Consider the following 19105-nt stretch of genomic DNA (forward strand, 5'->3'; position numbering starts at 1 on the left):
GCGGAATGGAGGAATCTTTTTTATTTGAGAGAGATTCCTCCTTCGTCGGAATGACAAACCGCGGTCTGTTACTAAAAAAATACCCCCACCAGCATATCAATTACCTTAATCCCGATGAAGGGAACAATAACCCCGCCCAGCCCATAAATAAACAGGTTGCGGCGTAGCAGGGCAGAGGCGCCAATAGGCTTGTAGGCCACGCCTTTCAGCGCAAGCGGTATAAGGAACGGTATAATAATAGCATTAAATATTACAGCAGAAAGTATGGCGCTCTCCGGGCTGTGCAGCTGCATAATGTTGAGCCCCTGCAAGGCCGGTATGGCAGTAATAAACAGCGCCGGTATTATGGCAAAATACTTGGCTACGTCGTTAGCAATACTAAAGGTGGTAAGCGTGCCGCGGGTCATAAGTAATTGCTTGCCAATCTCTACAATTTCAATAAGTTTGGTGGGGTCGTTATCAAGGTCTACCATGTTGCCGGCTTCCTTGGCGGCCTGTGTGCCGCTGTTCATGGCCACGCCCACATCGGCCTGGGCAAGGGCAGGGGCATCGTTAGTGCCGTCGCCCATCATGGCTACCAGCTTGCCTTTGGCCTGTTCGGCTTTTATATAGTTCATTTTATCTTCGGGTTTGGCCTCGGCAATAAAATCGTCTACACCGGCCTTTTCGGCAATGTATTTCGCGGTAAGCGGGTTATCGCCGGTAACCATTACGGTTTTAACGCCCATTTTGCGCAGACGGTCAAACCTTTCCGATATGCCTGTTTTTATAATGTCCTGAAGCTCTACCACGCCCAGTACCTGCTCATTTTTAGTCACTACAAGTGGCGTACCCCCGTTGCCCGATACCTCTTTTACCTTCTGGGTAATCGCTTCCGGGAAAGGGTTGCCTGCCTTCTCTACCAGGTTTTTAATGGCATCATAAGCCCCTTTACGGATGCGCACATCGGCAAAGTCAATACCCGAACTGCGGGTTTCTGCAGTGAATTTTATAAACCGCGGAGTAGGGATATCAAAGCTTTTTGGGTCTTTACCCGCCAGCTCTATGATGGATTTGCCCTCGGGGGTTTCATCGGCAATTGAACTCAGCACAGCCGCCTGTATGAAGTCGTTACCCGCCACACCGGGAGCCAGGTGAAAATGCGTAGCCTTGCGGTTGCCTATGGTTATGGTGCCGGTTTTGTCCAGCAGCAGCACGTCTATATCGCCTGCGGTTTCTACGGCCTTGCCTGATTTGGTTATTACATTGGCACGCAGCGCCCTGTCCATACCCGCAATGCCAATTGCCGAAAGCAGCCCCCCTATAGTGGTAGGTATGAGACAGACGAATAAGGAAATGAACGCCGCTATAGTTATGGGTACATTAGCATAATCGGCAAAAGGCTTTAGGGTAACACACACTATTATAAATACCAGCGTAAAACCCGCCAGCAGTATGGTAAGCGCAATTTCGTTAGGGGTTTTCTGGCGGCTGGCGCCCTCTACAAGGGCAATCATCTTATCAAGAAAACTCTCGCCGGCATTGGTAGTAACCTGGACTTTTATCTTGTCAGACAGTACCTTTGTGCCGCCCGTAACCGAGCTTTTATCGCCGCCCGCCTCGCGTATTACCGGGGCGCTTTCGCCGGTTATGGCGCTTTCGTCAATAGTGGCAAGCCCCTCAATAATTTCACCGTCGGTAGGTATAATATCGCCGGGTTCGCAAATAAACACATCGCCCTTTTTAAGGGATGATGACGGCACAATTTGTACTTCATCTACATACATTTCGCCTACAGGCTCAATTTTTTTTGCGGGGGTTTCCTCGCGTGTTTTTCTAAGGCTGTCCGCCTGCGCCTTGCCCCGTGCCTCGGCAATAGCCTCGGCAAAGTTGGCAAAGAGCAGTGTGAACAACAGAATTAAAAAAACAACGAAATTGTAAGCAAAGCTGCCCTGGCCGGTTGCCCCGGTAGCTGTCCACACGCATACGCACAGCATAATGGTGGTGCTTATTTCTACTGTAAACATTACCGGGTTTTTAATGAGCGATGCCGGGTTAAGCTTTATAAAAGACTGTTTTAAGGCCTGTTTTACCAGCTCAGGCTGAAACAGGGTTGTAGTACTGGATTTCATCTTTTGGATTTAATAGAGTGAAAAATATTCGGCTATGGGCCCCAGGGTTAGCGCCGGGAAGAAACTCAGCGCGGCCACAATAAAGATCACGGCAAACACCATAAAGCCAAACGTTGGGGTATCGGTCTTAAGCGTGCCCGAACTTTCAGGTACATACTTTTTAGCGGCAAGAATGCCTGCAATGGCTACAGGGCCAATAATAGGCAGGTAGCGCGCCAGCAGCATAACAATACCTGTAGCAATGTTCCAGAAGACGGTGTTGTCGCCCAGGCCTTCAAAGCCGCTGCCGTTATTGGCGCTTGATGAGGTAAACTCATACAACATTTCGCTAAAGCCGTGGTAACCGGGGTTGGCCAGCCATGATGCATAAGCTTCAGGGTTGCCTGCATACAGGTGGCTTGCCAGTGCAGTACCTGCCAAAATTAAAAGTGGGTGAAGCAGCGCCACCATCATGGCTATTTTCATTTCCCGGGCTTCTATTTTCTTGCCGAGGAATTCCGGCGTGCGGCCCACCATTAACCCGCTGATGAACACCGCGAGTATGATAAAGATGTAAAAGTTAAGGAAGCCTACGCCTATGCCGCCGTAAAAGCAGTTTACCATCATGCCCAGCAGGGTGGTAAGCCCACCCATGGGCGTAAAGCTGTCGTGCATAGCATTAACCGAACCGTTGCTGGTGCAGGTGGTATAAGTGGCCCAATTGGCCGACGCCGCTGCCCCAAAACGCATTTCCTTACCCTCAAGGTTGCCTGCCGTTTGTGAAATACCCATCTTTTCGAGGGCCGGGTTACCGCCGGTTTCGCCTGTAATGGTAGGGATAAGCAGCAGTAAAAAACCCAGGGTCATTACGCCAAAAACCGTCCACGCCAGTTTGCGGCGCTTTAGTACATAGCCCAGCGCAAACACGAGGGCTATTGGTATCAGTACAATGCTTATGTTCTCTACTATATTGGTAATGTAGTTGGGGTTTTCCATAGGGTTGGCGCTGTTGGGGCCGTAAAATCCGCCGCCATTGGTGCCCAGTTGTTTAATGGCTACAAATGCCGCCACAGGGCCGCGGCTTACCTGCTGTTCCTTACCTTCAAGGGTAGTAATGGTGTCTTTACCCTCAAAGGTCATAGGTGTGCCGTTAAACACCAGTATTACAGCTGCTACAAAGCATATAGGCAGCAGCACACGGGTTGCCGAGCGTACAAAAAAGCTGTAGAAGTTGCCCAGTTGGGTGGTGGTTTTTTCTTTCATGGCTGTAAACACCACGCCACACACCGCCATGCCGCACGCCGCGCTTATAAACTGCCACAGCATTAGCGTAAGCTGTCCCAGATACGATAATCCGGTTTCGCCGCTGTAGTGCTGCAGGTTGGTATTGGTTATAAAGCTTACAGTGGTGTTAAAGGCCAGGTCGCCGCTCATAGACGGGTTGCCATCGGGGTTTAGGGGCAGCCACTCCATATTGAGCAGTACAAACATGGAGATTATAAACCACACCGCGTTTATGGTAAGCAGGGCGGCAAGGTGCTCTTTCCACCCCATTTGCCTGTAGGGATCTATGCCGCCCATTTTGTAGAAAATCTGGTCTATGGGGTTAAAAGCCCTGTCCAGCCAGGTATTTTCATAATTAAAAAGTTTGCCTATGTAGCGGCCTAAAGGTATTGCCATGAGCAATACCAGCGCATACATTACTATTATGCCAATGATTTCGCTGCTCATGGTTTAAAATTTTTCGGGTTTTACAAGAACGTAGCACATATAGGCAAAAACCAGCAGGGCTACTATAAAGAGTAGGGTCATAACTAAGGGTTTATACGCCTGAAGCATTGATTTGTGAAACATACTCCCTTTTAAGTTGCGGGGGGAACAGCTTTGCCACGGTGCAGTTGCGCACTTCCATAAATGTGGAAACCGAGTACACATAAATGTTGCCTATGGCATTTTTGGTTTCGTTACTGCCGGTAGTAAACAGTAGTTCGGCAATATCAAGGCATTTTTTAGCACGGGTAATGTGCCCCTGCCTGATGCAGGCTTTGGTTATCTCGGCAAACTGAACCGCTTTAATGGCAGCGGTCTTTACATGGTGTCTCATTTTGGTATTTGTTTTTTACGGTAATGCCAAAATAGATGCCTGTTTTTAATTTAATGGTGTATGGTTTTTGTTTTCAGTGTGTTGTATTTGTTTTGGGATTGTGCCAAAACAAAAAACCTTATCATTTTGATAAGGTTTTGGTATTATTATGAGAAAAAAACTACTGAGCTACTAAGCAAGATTGGCACTTTCCATTTTTTCGACTTTACGACTTAATAGCATACTCCTCAATCTTCCGGTACAGCGTTGCAATGCCAATAACCAGCAGCCGTGCGGCCTCGGCCTTGTTGCCCCCGGTATAATTGAGTACTTTCTGAATCTGGATCTTTTCGGCGGCAGCTAATGAGAAGGCCGACAGCGTTTTGTCGGTTGGTGTAGCCTCTTCAGCCGACCGCATATCAAATGGCAGGGTATTGATGTTCAGGGTATTGCCGGTTTCAAGAATCACGCTGCGTTCAATAACATTCTTAAGTTCGCGAATGTTTCCCGGCCACGGATGCAGCTTTAGCATTTGCAGGTAGGCGTTTTCCATACCTGTTATTTTACTGCCTGTTTTAGCATTAAAGGTTTTGATGAAGAAGCTTGCAAGTGTTTCAATATCAGTGGTTCGCTGTCGAAGTGAGGGCAGGTTAATCTCAAAAATAGACAGGCGGTAATATAAATCCTGCCTAAAATGGCCCTCTTCAATTTCCTTTAGCAGGTTGCGGTTGGTAGCGGCAATAACCCGCACGTTTACCTTGGTAACCTTGCTTTCGCCTACTTTAATAAATTCGCCATTCTCTAACACTCTCAGTAGTTTAGCCTGTAAATCAAGGGCCATTTCGCCCAGTTCATCCAGAAAAATGGTGCCGCCGTTGGCCTCTTCAAACAAGCCTTTCTTGTCTTTCATGGCACCGGTAAAGGCACCGGCTATATGGCCAAACATCTCACTTTCAAGTAAATCATGGCTAAATGCCGAACAGTTTATAGCCACAAAATTCTTGCTGCGGCGCGGGCTGTTTTGGTGTATAGCATTGGCAAACACCTCTTTACCCGTGCCCGTTTCGCCCGTAAGCAGCACGGTAGCATCGGTAGGCGACACGCGTTCGGCAAGGCTTACGGCTTCACGAATGGCCTTAGATGTACCTAAAATTCCTTCAAACGAATACTTTTTGTCGAGCCGTGCCTCAAGGCTGGCTACCTGTTTGCTCAGGTTTCCTTTTTCTATAGCTCTGTGTATGAGTGGGATAATCTTGTTGTTGTCATCGCCTTTTACTATATAATCAAAAGCGCCGTTTTTAATGGCCTGTACACCATCAGGTATATTGCCGTATGCGGTAAGCAGTATTACTTCAACCGCAGGCCACTTTTCTTTTAGGGCTGTAACAAGCTCAACGCCATTGCCATCGGGCAATTTTACATCGCAAAGTACTACATCAATGTCAGGGGTTAGTTTTTTAAGGCCTGATTTACAGTCTTGTGCCTGTAAAACCTCAAAACCTTCAAGGGTAATAATGCGCGCCATGAGCGAGCGTAGTTTTTCTTCGTCGTCTATTATCAGGATTTTGCCCATAGAAAAGGAGGGTATTTACTGCAAATGTAACGAAATTACTATCGGGCAATGCAAATGCTTGTGAAAAGTAGTACAAAATACAGTTTTGAATTTTTAACAAAAAATCAAACATTTTTAACAAATCATTTATTTAATTGTATTTATTGTATTAAAATTTTATTAATTCATATTATGCTCTGCGATTTTATGGCTAAATTCGATAGGACAAATTTGCTGCAAAAGCGACAGGAATATGTAACGGAAATACCAATTTCAATAAAGCAAAAACTATGAAAGCTTCAAGAATTTTTATCAATGCACTCATTATTTACGTCTGTATAGGGGTGTTTTTCCTTATTATGGATGCCTTAAACCTTACCCACATCATTTATCTGAGGCTTGTAAACTTCATTTTTGTGATATACGGCGTTAACAAAACCATTAAATCCAACTTTCATGAGGGTATAAGCGGTTACTTTACTAACCTTGGCGCTGCCTTTGCAACAGCATTTGTAAGCCTGGTAATCAGTTTGTTAAGCTTTATGCTGTATGCCGAATACCAAGGTGGGGAGGAGTACCTTAAAAATTATGCCTCTGATTACATCTTTGGCGGATGGGAACCCTCGCCGTACCAGTTTGGTATAGGTTTATTTATAGAAGGCCTTGCCGCATGTGCCATAGTTTCGTTTGCTATGATGCAGTTCTGGAAAGATAAAGTAGAGAAAATCAACGCAGTAGACGACGCTGCCCACAACCCGCACTAAATTAAGCTAACTCAGTTTTATATCAGGCCCCTGCATTGCGGGGGTCTTTTTTTTGCATCCGGGCGGTGTTTTCTACCTGTAATTCCTGGCCGGTTAAATCGCAGTAAAAACCTACAATCATCTGTCAAAAAAGGGCTAATATTTCACTTTTGGATTTCAATATTCAGTCTGTAGTCAAAAGATGTAAAGTCATAAAACAGCACTTTGGTGCCAATTTTTTATTGTTAGGTATTTTTATATGCCCATAAATATTATCAGGGAAAAAGTTCAAACTACCCATCAAAAAAAAATTCACGATATATCGTGAATTTTAGTCAAAAGGGTAAAAGTCAAAAGAGAAAAAGTCGAAGGTCAAAAGTCGTGAAGGCTTCAAAACTTTTGACCTTCAACTTTCATCCTTTCGACTTTATGACTTTTTCTCTTTCGACTTTATGACTTTTTCTCTTTCGACTTTATGACTTTCATCCTTTCGACTTTATGACTTTCCTTCTTTTGACTTTAGGCCAAACTAAAAACCCCTCCGTAGCGGGAGGGGTTTTTGTTGAAAATGAGGGCTATCAATTAATAAACAATCTTCTTGCTTACTTTTCCGTTTACAGTGTCAATTTCTACAATCAGTACCTGCTGTGCAGCGTTAAGGTTGTTAATTGAGGTTTGGGTGGCGTTAATGCCGGTTTGCTCATACAGTTTCCTGCCGCGAACATCATAAATGGTTACACCGTTCATGGTAGCAGTACCGCTGGTAATGTTTATGGCACCGTTATTTTGGTACACCATAACCATATTGGCCAGTTCAGGCTGGTTAGTGCCCAGTGCATCGGTAACATATACTACCTCAAAGCGAGAAGTAAATTCACCCGCAGGAGAGGTAAAGGTATAACCTTCGCCTTCGCTAATGCTTGTAATAGTGCCCAGCAGGTTGTCTTTTATAAAGATTTCCTGGCCTTGCTCAAACACACCATCTGCGTTGTGCAGCACAATGCTGTATTCGCCGGCTGCATCTACATTGTAGCCCATAGGCACTACATCAGTATTAACAAACGATGGCCTTGCCTGTACTACAAGTTTTTCTTCGCCAAGAATAGACCACAGGTTGCTGGTGCCGCCCAGTAGGGCCCTGGCATCGCGGCCATAGTCAATATCCATGGTAGCAGTGCTGCTGTATACAAGGGCTGCCTGTGTTGCCATGCCGGCACCTTGTAGGCTTAGCCATATCCTTGATTTCTGGTCTTCGTCCTGGGCAGTCCTAAAGAACTGGTTGTTGTGCACATTGCCTCTTCTCATGGCAGTGTTAAAGGTTGCAACAGGGTTAGCACCTGCGGTGGTACTGGTTTGTATCAGGAATCCCTGGCCTATGTTAATGGTCCAGTTGGCCTCATCGCTATCGTTAAAATAGCTGTCCCACTGCATACCGCCATACTGTTCCTCGCCGGCGTTGCCGTTAAGCGCGTGGTTGTAGGTATAGGTATCCCATGTAAGGGTGGCATAGCTGGTAGCGTTCCAGTTGTTTTTCTTCCTCCAGAAGTACAGTGCCGAACCACTTTGTATTACGCTTGAGTTAGCCGTAAAGAAGTCGTGTACGTTTATAGCCGATGGGAATGGGTTACCCACAGCTGTATAGCGCTCGCTTATAGTGCTTAGCGGGGTGGTAACAGTACCGTTGTGTACTGCGCCGGTAAACACACCTATGTGTTGTGTTGTGCCGGTGCCGGTGTTATAGCCGGTTACGCCAGGCAGGTCGTTTGGCATCCTTATAAGGTAGCCTTTTGCATTTGCAAAGCTGGTAGTTAGCGGGTTTATAGGCAGGTATTGCTCTTCGTTAGCCGTAGCGTTAAACCCATATTCATAAAACCTGTCGTTAACTGTAAGGGGTGAAAACGCTTTAAGGTTCTGGCCCGTTACCGGAGACGACCATAGTGTATAGTCAAGCCTGAAAAGGTTGCTGCTGGCGCGTGTTACGGTTATGTTACCGGTGTTAGCCTCGGCAGATGTGTCCTGTAGCAGGTGTGCCTCGTTTTCAAGGCTAAAGCTGCTGCCTGCCGCTACGTGTAGCGATTTGTTAAGGTGCAGTGTGTGGCCCGATGGTATGGTTACCACGGCATTGTTACTTACATAGGCACGGCATCCGTTTAGGTTGGCGGCCACGCTGTAGTTGCCCGTAAAGTAAATTGTAGTACCTATATCAGGCGTGCCGTTGCTCCATGCACTACCATCCCATGTGGTTTCTTTTTTAGATACTACACCACCTGTTGTAGTAACAACTTCAGGATACCCGTTTTGTGTAACCACAGCCCTAAAGTATGCAGGTGTTGTGGTAATATTCATTTGTGCAGGGGTTAAGAACGTTGTGGTAACGTTAATATTGGTCTTGTTAGTAAATGCAGGGTTATCTGCTTTTTCCCAACGTACCACACCTCCTACATTACCTGTAAGGGTAAGGTTGGTTACAGGTACATCTGTACACTCAATCACAATGTTGTTTAGCGAGCCTGCTGTAGGTGGTACCGCTACCACTATTATTTGTACGCTTGCCATTTTTCTGGTGCCCCAGGTATTGTCAATTGCAGTAACGTTGTAGGTAAAAGTACCCGTAGTGGTTGTAGGTGGGGTAAAAGTAGCGCCGGTGCCTAAAACAGTACCATCGCCACCATCAAGTGTCCATGCATAGCTGTACGTTGAGCCTGTACAGGTTGTATTTGTTATAGTAGTGCCAAGGGTTGGAGTACTACCCACATAGTAAGTGCCTGCACCGGTTGCAGCCAGGTCAAAATTACTTTTGTTTACTTCATATATTCTTAGTGCCGGTGCGGTGCTAAGGGCTACAAGGGCATTAAACCTTATGGTAATCCTGTTAACTATGGCATTAGGCGCAATTTGCAGTGTAGCAATCTGGTTGTTTTGCAACAGGCCAAGTACCTGTGCATTAACCGGAAGCCCCAGTAATGTATTTAAGTTAGTAGTGTAGGTAGCAGCACCGTTTACACCATAAGTGGTAACCGTTATGCCTTGTATAAGGTTAGCGGCAAGTAGTGCAGGTGGTACCTGTACCCTAAGGTTAAACTTATCTGTTACAGATGCAGTGCCTTGAAAATAAATAGTTTGCTCTACCCACTCTCCTACAGTTAATGTGCCAAGTGAAAGGTTAGAATAGGTTGTAAGGTTGTTGTCTATAGCATTTTGGGGGTTTGCTAAAGTAGTGTTGGCAAGGCCTAACACGTTGTATGCATCGTAAGATGTAAATGCCGCGGTGCTACAGCCGGTAGTGGCGCCTGTAACATAATGAATGTCATACACGTCAAGCAGTTTTGCAGCACCTCCGCCAAGTACGCCGGTTGTTACAGTGTTGGTAATTCTCAGGCGCCTGTAAGTGTTGTTAAGGGTCAGCCTTATAAAATGCTTGCCCTGTCCATTGGTTACTACCCTTAATTCGTCAGTACCATAACTGCTCGATGCGGTAGCGTTGTAAACATTGGTGCCTGTGTCGGTCTTTGCCTGTACACCAACAGTCTGGGTACCAATAGTAGCAAAGTTTATAACACCGTTAAGGAAGTTGCCCAGTGCACCGCCCAAAAGGCCGCCCAAAAAGTTAGTACTGGGGTCTGCTTCCAGTTGAATGTACAGAGGGGTGTTAACCGGTACATCACTGGCAAATTGAACTTCAAGGAATTTAACCAGCGTGCCAGACACAGATCCTAAGGTTGCCTTTGTGGTTGTTGATGCGTCAAAAGCGTTTGCTCCGTCAGTAACTGATGCAGATGACGACTGAACGCTTGCAGGTCTTACGGTTGTTAACTGTGCCTGGGCAGACAGCCAGAACACGCAGAATAACAACGTCATTTTTAGGGGGAATTTTGCTCTCATTCTTTATGCGATTTTTGTTTATCAGAGCAAAATTCTTAGGGACGGGCGTTTAGAAAAAGCCAATTAAAATTTCTATCGTTGTAATTCGCTCTTTTATCGACAAAATGCAAAAAATTAAAAATGAGGGTCTTATGGGTAAAAACAATAAAAAAACCCACGCTTTTGCGTGGGTTTCTGTTGAATTTGGGGGGCTGTTCGTTAGTAAACGATACGTTTTGTAACGGTTCCTTTTACGGTTTCAATCTCTACAATCAAAACCTGCTGGGCAACGCTCAGGCGGCTTATAGAAGCCTCCGTGGCATTAATGTTGCCCTGCTCATAAATCTTGGTGCCGCGAACGTCATAAAGGGTTACGCCGGTCATTTCTATTGCACCCGATGTAATGTTTATGGCGCCGTTTTCACGGTACACCAGTATGGCGTTGTCAAGCTCCGGCTTATCAGTACCCAGGGCATCGGTTTCGTATAATACTTCAAACCTGGTGTCAAAAGTACCTGCGCCGCTTGTAAAGCTGTAACCTGATTGTTTAAGGTTGTGTACAGTACCTGTAAGGTTGTCTTTCAGGTAAATGTTTTGGGCCACCTGTGCAAATGCACCGTCTACATGGTCAAGGCTAAGGGTGTACTGGCCTGCGTTTGTAACGCTAAAGCCCATAGGCACCACATCTGTAACATCAAACACAGGTTTGGCCTGAATGTTAAGGTTGTCCTGTCCGGCCTTGCTGTATAGTGTAGCAGTACCATCGGCAAAGGCGCGTGCATCATAACCATAGTCAAGGCCTGTTGTGCCCTGTGGCATGTAGCTAACCAGCGCCTGGCTAAAGGCAGCTGTACCGGTAAGGTTTATCCACCAGCGCGATACGGCCGGGGCATTGTTGTTGTTCTGCGTCCTGAAAAACGGCTGGCCGTTAGCAGCCGGGGCCGGTTTCCTCATGGCGTTGGTAAACTGTATTTCGGTAGCAGGGCTAACATCGCCGCGCAGTTTTACCACAAAGCCCTGTCCCGGAGATATAATCCAGTTCTCGTTAAAGTCTTCGCTGTTTTCATCGTTACCACCGTAATAGAAAGCACCGTCGTTAGCACCGCCCATGTCTCCGCCTTCGGCCTGGTTTTCGGTAAAGCCTGCCATGGTAAGGTGGGCATAGCTGGTTTCAAGCGCGTTATTTTTCTTCCTCCAGAAGTAAATACCTTCGCCGGCCTCAAGCACGCCGTTGTTCTGGTCAAAGAAGTTTATAACGCTTATGGGCGATGCATAAGGGTTGGCCACAGCTATGTAATGGTTTACAAGTTCGCCTGCGGCTACGCCTACAGTACCGTTGTTCAGCACGCCGTTAAATATACCGTTGTACGGAATAGCCGTATCGCCGGTGTTGTAGCCGTTTACATCAGGCAGGTCATTCGGCATACGGATAAGGTATCCTGTACCGGCTGCAAATGGTGTAGTGGCAGGGCTTTCTACAGCAAGGTAGTTTTCTTCGCCTTCAGCGTTAAGTCCGTATGTATAAAAACGGGTTGGTGCCGTTTCAGGGCTAAAGTCAAGCAGCATCTGGTTGTGCACCGGCGAACCCCATAGTGTATAATCAAGCCTGAAAAGCTCATTGCTGTTGCGCAGTACTGTTGCGCTGCCTGTGTTGGCCACATCGTTTACCTGTATAAGGGCGGCGTTGTTTTCTACGGTAAGGGTACCGTTGGCAGCCACTTCGTTTTGCACGGTTAGCGTAGCGCCCGTTTTAACGGTAAGCACCGCACCGGTAGCAACCGTAAGGCTAAGCGCCTGTGCATTTGTTGTAGTAACCTGCGGGTTAAAAGCAGATGCGCCTATTGTAGCCGGGGTAGCAGCAGTAGGCACACCACCGCAAGACCAGTTGCCGGCATCGTTCCAGTTGTTGTTATTGGCAGCGCCGGTCCAGGTGTTTTGGTTTACGGTTATGGCAGCAGTACCGGTAAGGCCGGCAGGTACAGCCTGGCAGGTAGCGTCTTCTACAGCCACAAGGGTGTAGGTAACGTTAGCCTGTGGTGTAACATCAAAAGTATAAGTGCTGGCGGTAACGTTGTTTACCACTACGTCTTCGGTACCGTTGTTGTAGGTAATATTCCACGGTTGTGCGCCGGTAAGGGCAATGCTAACCTGTGTTGTAGCGCCATAGCATATAGCTGCATCAGTTGCAGATATAACCGCAGTAGGTGCCTCGTTAACCACTACTGTAGTGCTGGCATTAACCGCGCCCATACAGGCAGGGGTAACATCTGTACGTACCATGGTTATAATTTCAAGCAGGTGGCTGCCTGCCGGTAGTGTTACTGTGAAAGAGCCTTTACCATCGGCATCGGCAGTTACGGCAACCACAATGTCTTCATTGCCGTCTATAGTATAGCTAACGTTTGCCGAGCTGTTGGCAATCATACCTTCAAGGCTTATTACAGATGCACCACCCTGGCATACCGTTGCAGGAGTACCCGCAATAACCGCCGTAGGGGCAGGGTTAACCTGTAGTGTAGCACTGTTGTTAGTGCTAAAGGTTTGGGCACATGCAGGGGCTACGCTCCTTGTAAGGGCGGTAACCACCACCTGCTGGCCGTTGTTAGCAAAAGTAACCGGTAGTGTAAAGCTGGCGTTTCCGGTTTCATTGGCCGTAACAGCCGCCTGTTGTGCAGCGCCGCCGTTTACAGTATAATCTACCGTAAAGGCAGTATTGGCCGTAAGTCCCGAAAGGATTATTTCAGCAGTACCATCTGTACACACCGCTGAGGTGCTAACACCCGTAAGAGTAGGTATGGCGTTGATAACAATATCGCTGCCGTTATCGTTAGTGCTTCCGGTAATTACAAGTCCCGAAGAAAGGTGTATAACCCTTACCCTGTAGTTGCCTGCTGCAAATGTATTTGGCAGGGTAGCGGCAATTGGGCTTGTAGTACTGGCATTGCTTATTATGTTTTCAAATAGCGTTGGGAACACACCCGCCGCATCAGAATGCTGCACGTAGAAGTTACCCGCACCAAAGTTGCCTTCTGTAGTAAACGCTACCGAAATGCCGTTTGCAGTACCGGCGCAGTAAGGACCATAAGCCGCAGCTGTAGTGATAACGCTTGGGGCGGTTTCTACCACACCGTTAATGTTTACCACTTTAGTAATGCCGCCGCCTGTAAAGGTAAGCGTACCGTTGTATTCGCCTATGGCAAGGCCATCGGCAAGTTTTACAAAAATGTTAGGGTTTTCAAGGTTTATTGTAGTACCCGAGTAGCTTATGCTGCCGCTTGTGCCATAAGAAACCTGGTTGTTAGTACTAATCCTGAAACCTGTGCTTGCCGTAACAGTTATGTTGCCGTTAGTAGCATTGGTAAGGTTTTCACCCACTATGCTTTGCAGCTGTACCGGCTGGTTAGTGGCAGCCTGGCCCGCATAAGCATGAAGCCCTGTTACCGGCGATGGCGCAACGGTAAAGTTCCTTACCGTATATACAAGCGTTTTAGTATCGCCCGATGGGCTGTAGTAGCTCGATACATTAAGTGTAATGTTGTACACGCCAACCGGGGTTGTGCCGTCAAAAACAATCTTGCGGTTAGGCGCATCATACGTTGCACCTGCCGGAAGGTTAGTAGCGCTGTAGGTAAGCTGCGGCGTACCCGTAGCTGTAATTACATATTCGTCTGTAGCGCCAAGCATACTGTTGTCTGTAGTAGCGCTGGTTATAGCAGGGGCCTGTGTAGGCGTGCCAAACATACCCTTAACGCGGAATGCATTTTCACTTCCGTTAAGGTAATAGTTGCCGCCATCTCCTATAGGCTGCATCCTGAATTTAATAGTAGTGCCTCCGGTTAGGTTTTGAAGTGCAGTAATACCGGAAAGACTATGGCTGTTGGCAGAACCTGTAGTATTTGTACTTCCGGTATTTGCCGTGCCTATTTCAGCAAAAGCTCCACCGTTTACAGAATAAGACAACCTGTAGCTCTGAGGGCCGCTGTTAGACCTCCTTGTGTTGGTGCTTATTGTTGTAAGGCTAAGGTTGTTCCCTGTGTCTACAGTAATAGTAAAAGTAAAACTGTTGTTGTCTGTAGAGTTACCGGTGCTCCAGCCTCCTGAGCCACCCCATGAGTTGGCGGCCGCCTGAGTACCGTTAGAGCCCGAAATGTTTGAGCCACGTACCATTTGTACAGCTACGTTGTCAATGTTGGCATGGGTAAATGCTGGTGCAAATGTAGTAGTACCAAAGTCAGACTGGCCATCAGTGTTCCAGTATACAACATCAGTCTCTCCGGATGGAGGGTTGCCCACTACAAGCCAGCCTGAATTTAGTGCTGTAAACGTATAGTTTGTGGCCTCTCCGCCGCTAAGGTTTACCGGGTAAGCACCTGCCGAAGCTGTACTTGTAGCGGTTGTAGTAGCCGTAGGGGCTGTAAAGGTAGCGCCTGTGCCCGGTGCAGTAGCATCGCTGCCCACAATACCGTCATACCTAATGGTGTATGATGTAGGTAGTCCTGCACCTATATTCACATTAAACGGATCTACAGCAGCAGTACCTATAACCGCATCGGCTGTAGCCGTAATGTTTTTAGGGGTAATAACACCGGTAAGGCCCGGTTGTGTAAGGGTATAGTTAGCCGCCTGCGCACCGCCAAGGGTTATGGTTATGGCATTGCCTTCGCCTGCGTTCCTGGTAGCATATGTACCGCTTGTTGCCGTTACCGCATCAGGAGCTATAACACCGTCAAGCACTACACCTGTAAAGGTAGCGGTAGTGTTGCCGTTATATACTTTAGCAGGGTTTACACCGGCAATTGTAGCCGTAATGGTTTTAGGGCTTATAGTAGCTGTAACACCTGTTGGCTGGCTCACAGTATAGTTAGCCGCGTCATCACCTGTAAGTGCAAAGCCTGAAACGGTTACCGGTTTGCCTGTAGCCGCAGTAGCATTATTAAATACCGCAGTAGCATTTGTAGCATCAGGGGCAACAGCATCACCTTCTATAAGGCCGTTAAGTGTAGCTGTGCCGCTTAATGTGGCAGTATCGTTTCGGTCATAAACCTTATCGTTAGCCGTTACACCGGTAATGGTAAGGGCAAGGGGGGTAATGTTTGCAGTAGCAGTACCTGTTGCAGGCTGTAGCATATAGTTGCCGGCCTGTGCACCACCCAGCGTATAGGTAAGGTTAACTGTTTTTTCGTTACCTGCAGCAGGGGTTTCAAAAACACCTGTAGCGCTTACCGTAACTGCATCCGGGGCAATAACGCCGCTAAGGCTTCCGCCCGATACGGTTGCTGTTGTAGCACCGTCATATATCTTGTTGGCTGCTGTTGCGCCACTTGCCGTTATAGGCTTAGGCGTAATAGTACCTGTAGTAAGTATGGCATCTTCGGCAAGTACATAGTTGGCAGCATTGTTACCGGTTAAAATAAACTCGGCTACCACTCCTACTTCCTCACCTGCATTAACTGCTTCAAAAACCGAATTCTCGGTTACAAGAACCACTTCATCCCCGGCTATAACGCCATCAAGCTGGCCCGTTGCAACGGCGCTGTCTGTACCGTCATACACTTTGGTATCTACCACTACGTTAACAATGGTAATGGTTTTAGGGTTTACCGTTACAATCACGCTTTGTGTAGCGCCGTTGTAGTCGGCATCGCCTTCCTGGTAAGCATACAGTGTAAAAGTACCTGCGCTGTAAAGTTCAAGGGTGTTGTTTACCACATTGGCAATAGCCTGCTCTGCCTCAGTTACATAGTAGCTGGTCATGGCAAGCCCGCTGTTAGAGGTGGCATATCCGGTAAGGCCATAAGGCGCATCGCCATAAGTAAATGTGGCAGGGCCTGCAAAAGTTATAACCTGGTCTTCTTTAGCCGGGTCGGTAATATCGGCAAATACCGTAACAGGAGCCAGCGTATAGTTGGCGGCCTGTGCACCTGAAAGTGTGTAGCCTGCAACGGTAACAATTTTGCCACCGCCTATTTCGGCATTTTCAAAAGTACCCACAGGGGTACCCGAAACCGTTACATCATCACCCGACACAAGGCCGTTAAGCTGTGGAGTGCCGCTTATGGCGGCAGTAGTGTTACCGTCATATACTTTGTTGGCAGCGCTAATACCGCTAACGGTTAGCGGGGCAGCCGTAATTTCGGCTGTAAGGCCGGCAGGGCTTTGCGGGTATGCAATAGTATAGTTAGTATTATCTACACTATAGCCACCGTTTATAATAACCTGTTGTGTACCGGCATTAGCCGATGCAAAAGCAGCCTGGGGGGTGCCGCTAAGTGTGGTAGCGTCGCCTTCTACAAGGCCCGTAAAGGTAGGGTCTGCACTAAGGGTTGCAATGGTAGAGCCGTCATATATCTTACCGTTTGCAGTACCGCCGCTTAGGGTAAGAGGCTTAGGGGTAATAGCACCTGCAAGGTTAGCAGGCTGTGTAAGTGTATAGTTTGCTGCGTGTGTACCCGTTAGCGTAAGGGGGGCATCAAGGGTTACAGGCTTGTTAGTTGCAGCATCGGCATTGTTATATGTTGCGGTATAAGCGCCAAGGGCTACATTTGTACTGCCGGTTACAAGGCCGCCAAATGTTGGTGTGCCTAAAGAGGCTGTATTAGTACCGTCATACACCTTTGTGGTGTTTATGTTTGTAAGTGTGATTGTTTTAGGGTTTACAGTAATGATAACATTACGTGTTGCACTTCCGGCAGTATTAGTTGCCGTTATTTTAAGGTTGTATGTTCCTGCCGGGGTAGTGTTTGCTATTGCAACAGCACCAGAGCTTATAGTTATGCCTGCAGGCACGGCAGTTGTGGGTGCATTTGCCGAAAGAGAGAATGTAGGTGTAGGGGTGCCTGTTGAGGTAAATGGCAGGCTGGTTGCGGTTCCGTGTGTAACGGTTGCACTGGTGCTGCTGCCACCAAGTGTTGGGGCTACAGATGTGCTACTTACCGTACCGTTTACCTGGAAGTTATTAAATCTAAGGTTTCCGGTGCTGCTTGCATTGTGTCCCCAAATCCTTACAGTAAGTGCACCTGTAAGGTTTGAAGGAAGCCCTGTGCTTGCCGTAAATGAATCAAGGCTTCCGGTACTTTCACTTGAAATAGTCTGGTTGCTTATTACCGTTGTACCGGCTGATGAAAAGCCGTTTGTACTTATTTGTATGGTAACCCTTGTAGGGCCCGCACCGCTTCTTCCTAAACGGAAAACCAGTGACGAATAGGATACCTGTTTACCTGTAGAAGGGGTTATGGTATACTGTAGGTATTTGCCGGAAGTAGAAAAGTTTCCGGTGTTCCAGGTAGATGCATTTCCTATAGAAGATCCACCGCCGTCATTTCCGTTTTGGTATGCAATGCTGTTTGCCGAAACACTGACTGATGATGCTGTAATGCCGGTTACAACATCTGATGCAGTTGCATTACCTTCAAATTCATACATTAACAATTGCTGCCCCTGGGAGACGGAGGCTGTTAAAAAGAGGGCCAGTAGGGCGAGGCTCCTCAATACTCTCTGATGTAGTAGTTTCATCATAATAGTTGATTAGTAAATTGATTTATAAAGAATTTTAGTACTTGACATTCAAATGGATACAAATTTTGAAATCAAATATTAACTAATGTTCTCTATACAATCAATAGACTATTATGATTGTGTTAACACATTCAGGATGAGGTTATTTGCTAATTATAGTCAAAAAAAACATAGATATCCTGTGTTTTTTTAACAAAATGTTGCAAAAATGTAGTGTTTACTGTAAAATTACCTTAAATACCTCAATATGAGCCTTGTCAGATAATTCTATTAGATAAATGCCCGGTGCGTTGCCTGTTATATCTATAACATTATCCTGCAATTTGTGTGAAACCCGCTGCCCTAAAGGGTTTACAACGCGTATGGAATATTCAATATTTGCATTTTGAATACTAACAATGCCTGTATTTATTGTTGGATATATAACAATTTGTGATGTTTCTTTAATGTTAAGACCCAATTCCTGCCACGTATCCTCTGCTGCGGGGCCGTTCCAAATCAGGGTTGCCAGGTAGGGGTTGTCTATAAAAGGGTTGCGGTTGCCCTGCATATCCTGTAGTATGGTGTTGCGGTTTTTTTCATACTGGCTCACCGGGTCTTCCTGGTTCCACTCCAGGAAAATATTAGGCATATCGGTCATGGGGCTGTAAGAGCTGCTGCCGCTGCCCACCACATTGGCCTCGCATTGTGTGCCGTAGCGCACATACATATACATCATCATACGGGCAATATCGCCGCGCCACTCATCCCCCGGATAAAAAAAGCCACCGGTAATGGTGGTGGCATGCCCGCTGCCGTCGGCAAAACGGCGGTTGCTGCGGCTGCTGTTCATGTTGGCATCTATGGCGCGCAGGTGGTGGGCATCGGCCCCCGGGCCTGCATATTCTAAATTAGGGTTACCCAAAGACCTGGGGAACACGTGTTCCCTAACCCACAGCCCGCTGCAAGACAGTGTGTGGCAATTGTCGTCCTTATCGCGTGTACGGTCGTTATTGGTATCGGCATCGGTATCATCATACCCATAAATCAGGAACACATTTTCCGGGTTATCGGGGTCAAGGTCGGCTGCCTCAAGGGCAGTCCAAACGTCTGGCGTGTAGGTAAGCTCGGTGGTATGCGTTTGCGTAACAAGCGTTGCCAGCTGCTCTTTAAGGGCATTGCCGGTAAGGGTAAGGTCTACGCCCTCATAATACTCAAAATAGTCAGGCAGCTGGGCAAAAGCACAAAACGGAACAAACAGCAGTGCATATAGCTTTTTCAT

The 19105-nt window shown here is 47.1% G+C and carries 9 protein-coding genes; 1 reads left to right on the forward strand and 8 read right to left on the reverse strand.

What is annotated here, in order from left to right:
* Positions 1–71: 71 nt before the first annotated feature.
* The 5 genes from kdpB to AM279_RS15710 all read right to left on the reverse strand — a co-directional run bounded on the left by kdpB (position 72) and on the right by AM279_RS15710 (position 5746).
* Entirely contained in the window at positions 72–2111 is a 2040-nt protein-coding gene (gene kdpB / locus AM279_RS15690; protein WP_054408970.1) for a potassium-transporting ATPase subunit KdpB, read from the reverse strand.
* A 9-nt stretch (positions 2112–2120) separates the two neighbouring features.
* Positions 2121–3821, reverse strand: coding sequence for a potassium-transporting ATPase subunit KdpA (kdpA, locus tag AM279_RS15695; protein ID WP_054408971.1), 1701 nt, complete (start codon positions 3819–3821; stop codon positions 2121–2123).
* Between the two features lie 3 nt (positions 3822–3824).
* Positions 3825–3944 (reverse strand): potassium-transporting ATPase subunit F, encoded by a 120-nt coding sequence (locus tag AM279_RS21070; protein ID WP_394331217.1) that lies wholly within the window; start codon positions 3942–3944, stop codon positions 3825–3827.
* The gene (locus AM279_RS15705) at positions 3913–4194 is read right to left on the reverse strand and encodes a DUF7674 family protein (RefSeq protein ID WP_054408972.1); all 282 of its coding nucleotides are present in this window, start codon (positions 4192–4194) and stop codon (positions 3913–3915) included. Before AM279_RS15705 ends, AM279_RS21070 begins: the two co-directional genes overlap by 32 nt.
* A gap of 205 nt (positions 4195–4399) precedes the next feature.
* The gene (locus AM279_RS15710) at positions 4400–5746 is read right to left on the reverse strand and encodes a sigma-54-dependent transcriptional regulator (RefSeq protein WP_054408973.1); all 1347 of its coding nucleotides are present in this window, start codon (positions 5744–5746) and stop codon (positions 4400–4402) included.
* Positions 5747–6015: 269 nt separating this feature from the next.
* Between AM279_RS15710 and AM279_RS15720 the strand changes: the two genes are divergently transcribed.
* Complete coding sequence (locus AM279_RS15720; protein WP_074961511.1) at positions 6016–6489, forward strand: hypothetical protein; 474 nt, start codon at positions 6016–6018, stop codon at positions 6487–6489.
* A gap of 561 nt (positions 6490–7050) precedes the next feature.
* Here the strand turns inward: AM279_RS15720 and AM279_RS15725 are convergent.
* The 3 genes from AM279_RS15725 to AM279_RS15735 form a co-directional block, all read right to left on the reverse strand.
* Positions 7051–10350: a T9SS sorting signal type C domain-containing protein gene (locus AM279_RS15725; protein ID WP_054408976.1), complete on the reverse strand. Its 3300-nt coding sequence runs from the start codon at positions 10348–10350 to the stop codon at positions 7051–7053.
* A gap of 198 nt (positions 10351–10548) precedes the next feature.
* Complete coding sequence (locus AM279_RS15730; protein WP_143090365.1) at positions 10549–17844, reverse strand: YDG domain-containing protein; 7296 nt, start codon at positions 17842–17844, stop codon at positions 10549–10551.
* Between the two features lie 217 nt (positions 17845–18061).
* The gene (locus tag AM279_RS15735) at positions 18062–19105 is read right to left on the reverse strand and encodes an endonuclease (RefSeq protein WP_054408978.1); all 1044 of its coding nucleotides are present in this window, start codon (positions 19103–19105) and stop codon (positions 18062–18064) included.

Origin of the sequence: Flavobacterium akiainvivens, assembly GCF_001278115.1 — a bacterium.
Classification (GTDB): domain Bacteria; phylum Bacteroidota; class Bacteroidia; order Flavobacteriales; family Flavobacteriaceae; genus Flavobacterium; species Flavobacterium akiainvivens.

Coding starts and splice junctions, on each gene's coding strand:
- kdpB (WP_054408970.1), bottom strand. CDS start 2,111: ATGAAATCCAGTACTACAACCCTGTTTCAGCCTGAGCTGGTAAAACAG.
- kdpA (WP_054408971.1), bottom strand. CDS start 3,821: ATGAGCAGCGAAATCATTGGCATAATAGTAATGTATGCGCTGGTATTG.
- AM279_RS21070 (WP_394331217.1), bottom strand. CDS start 3,944: ATGTTTCACAAATCAATGCTTCAGGCGTATAAACCCTTAGTTATGACC.
- AM279_RS15705 (WP_054408972.1), bottom strand. CDS start 4,194: ATGAGACACCATGTAAAGACCGCTGCCATTAAAGCGGTTCAGTTTGCC.
- AM279_RS15710 (WP_054408973.1), bottom strand. CDS start 5,746: ATGGGCAAAATCCTGATAATAGACGACGAAGAAAAACTACGCTCGCTC.
- AM279_RS15720 (WP_074961511.1), top strand. CDS start 6,016: ATGAAAGCTTCAAGAATTTTTATCAATGCACTCATTATTTACGTCTGT.
- AM279_RS15725 (WP_054408976.1), bottom strand. CDS start 10,350: ATGAGAGCAAAATTCCCCCTAAAAATGACGTTGTTATTCTGCGTGTTC.
- AM279_RS15730 (WP_143090365.1), bottom strand. CDS start 17,844: ATGATGAAACTACTACATCAGAGAGTATTGAGGAGCCTCGCCCTACTG.
- AM279_RS15735 (WP_054408978.1), bottom strand. CDS start 19,105: ATGAAAAAGCTATATGCACTGCTGTTTGTTCCGTTTTGTGCTTTTGCC.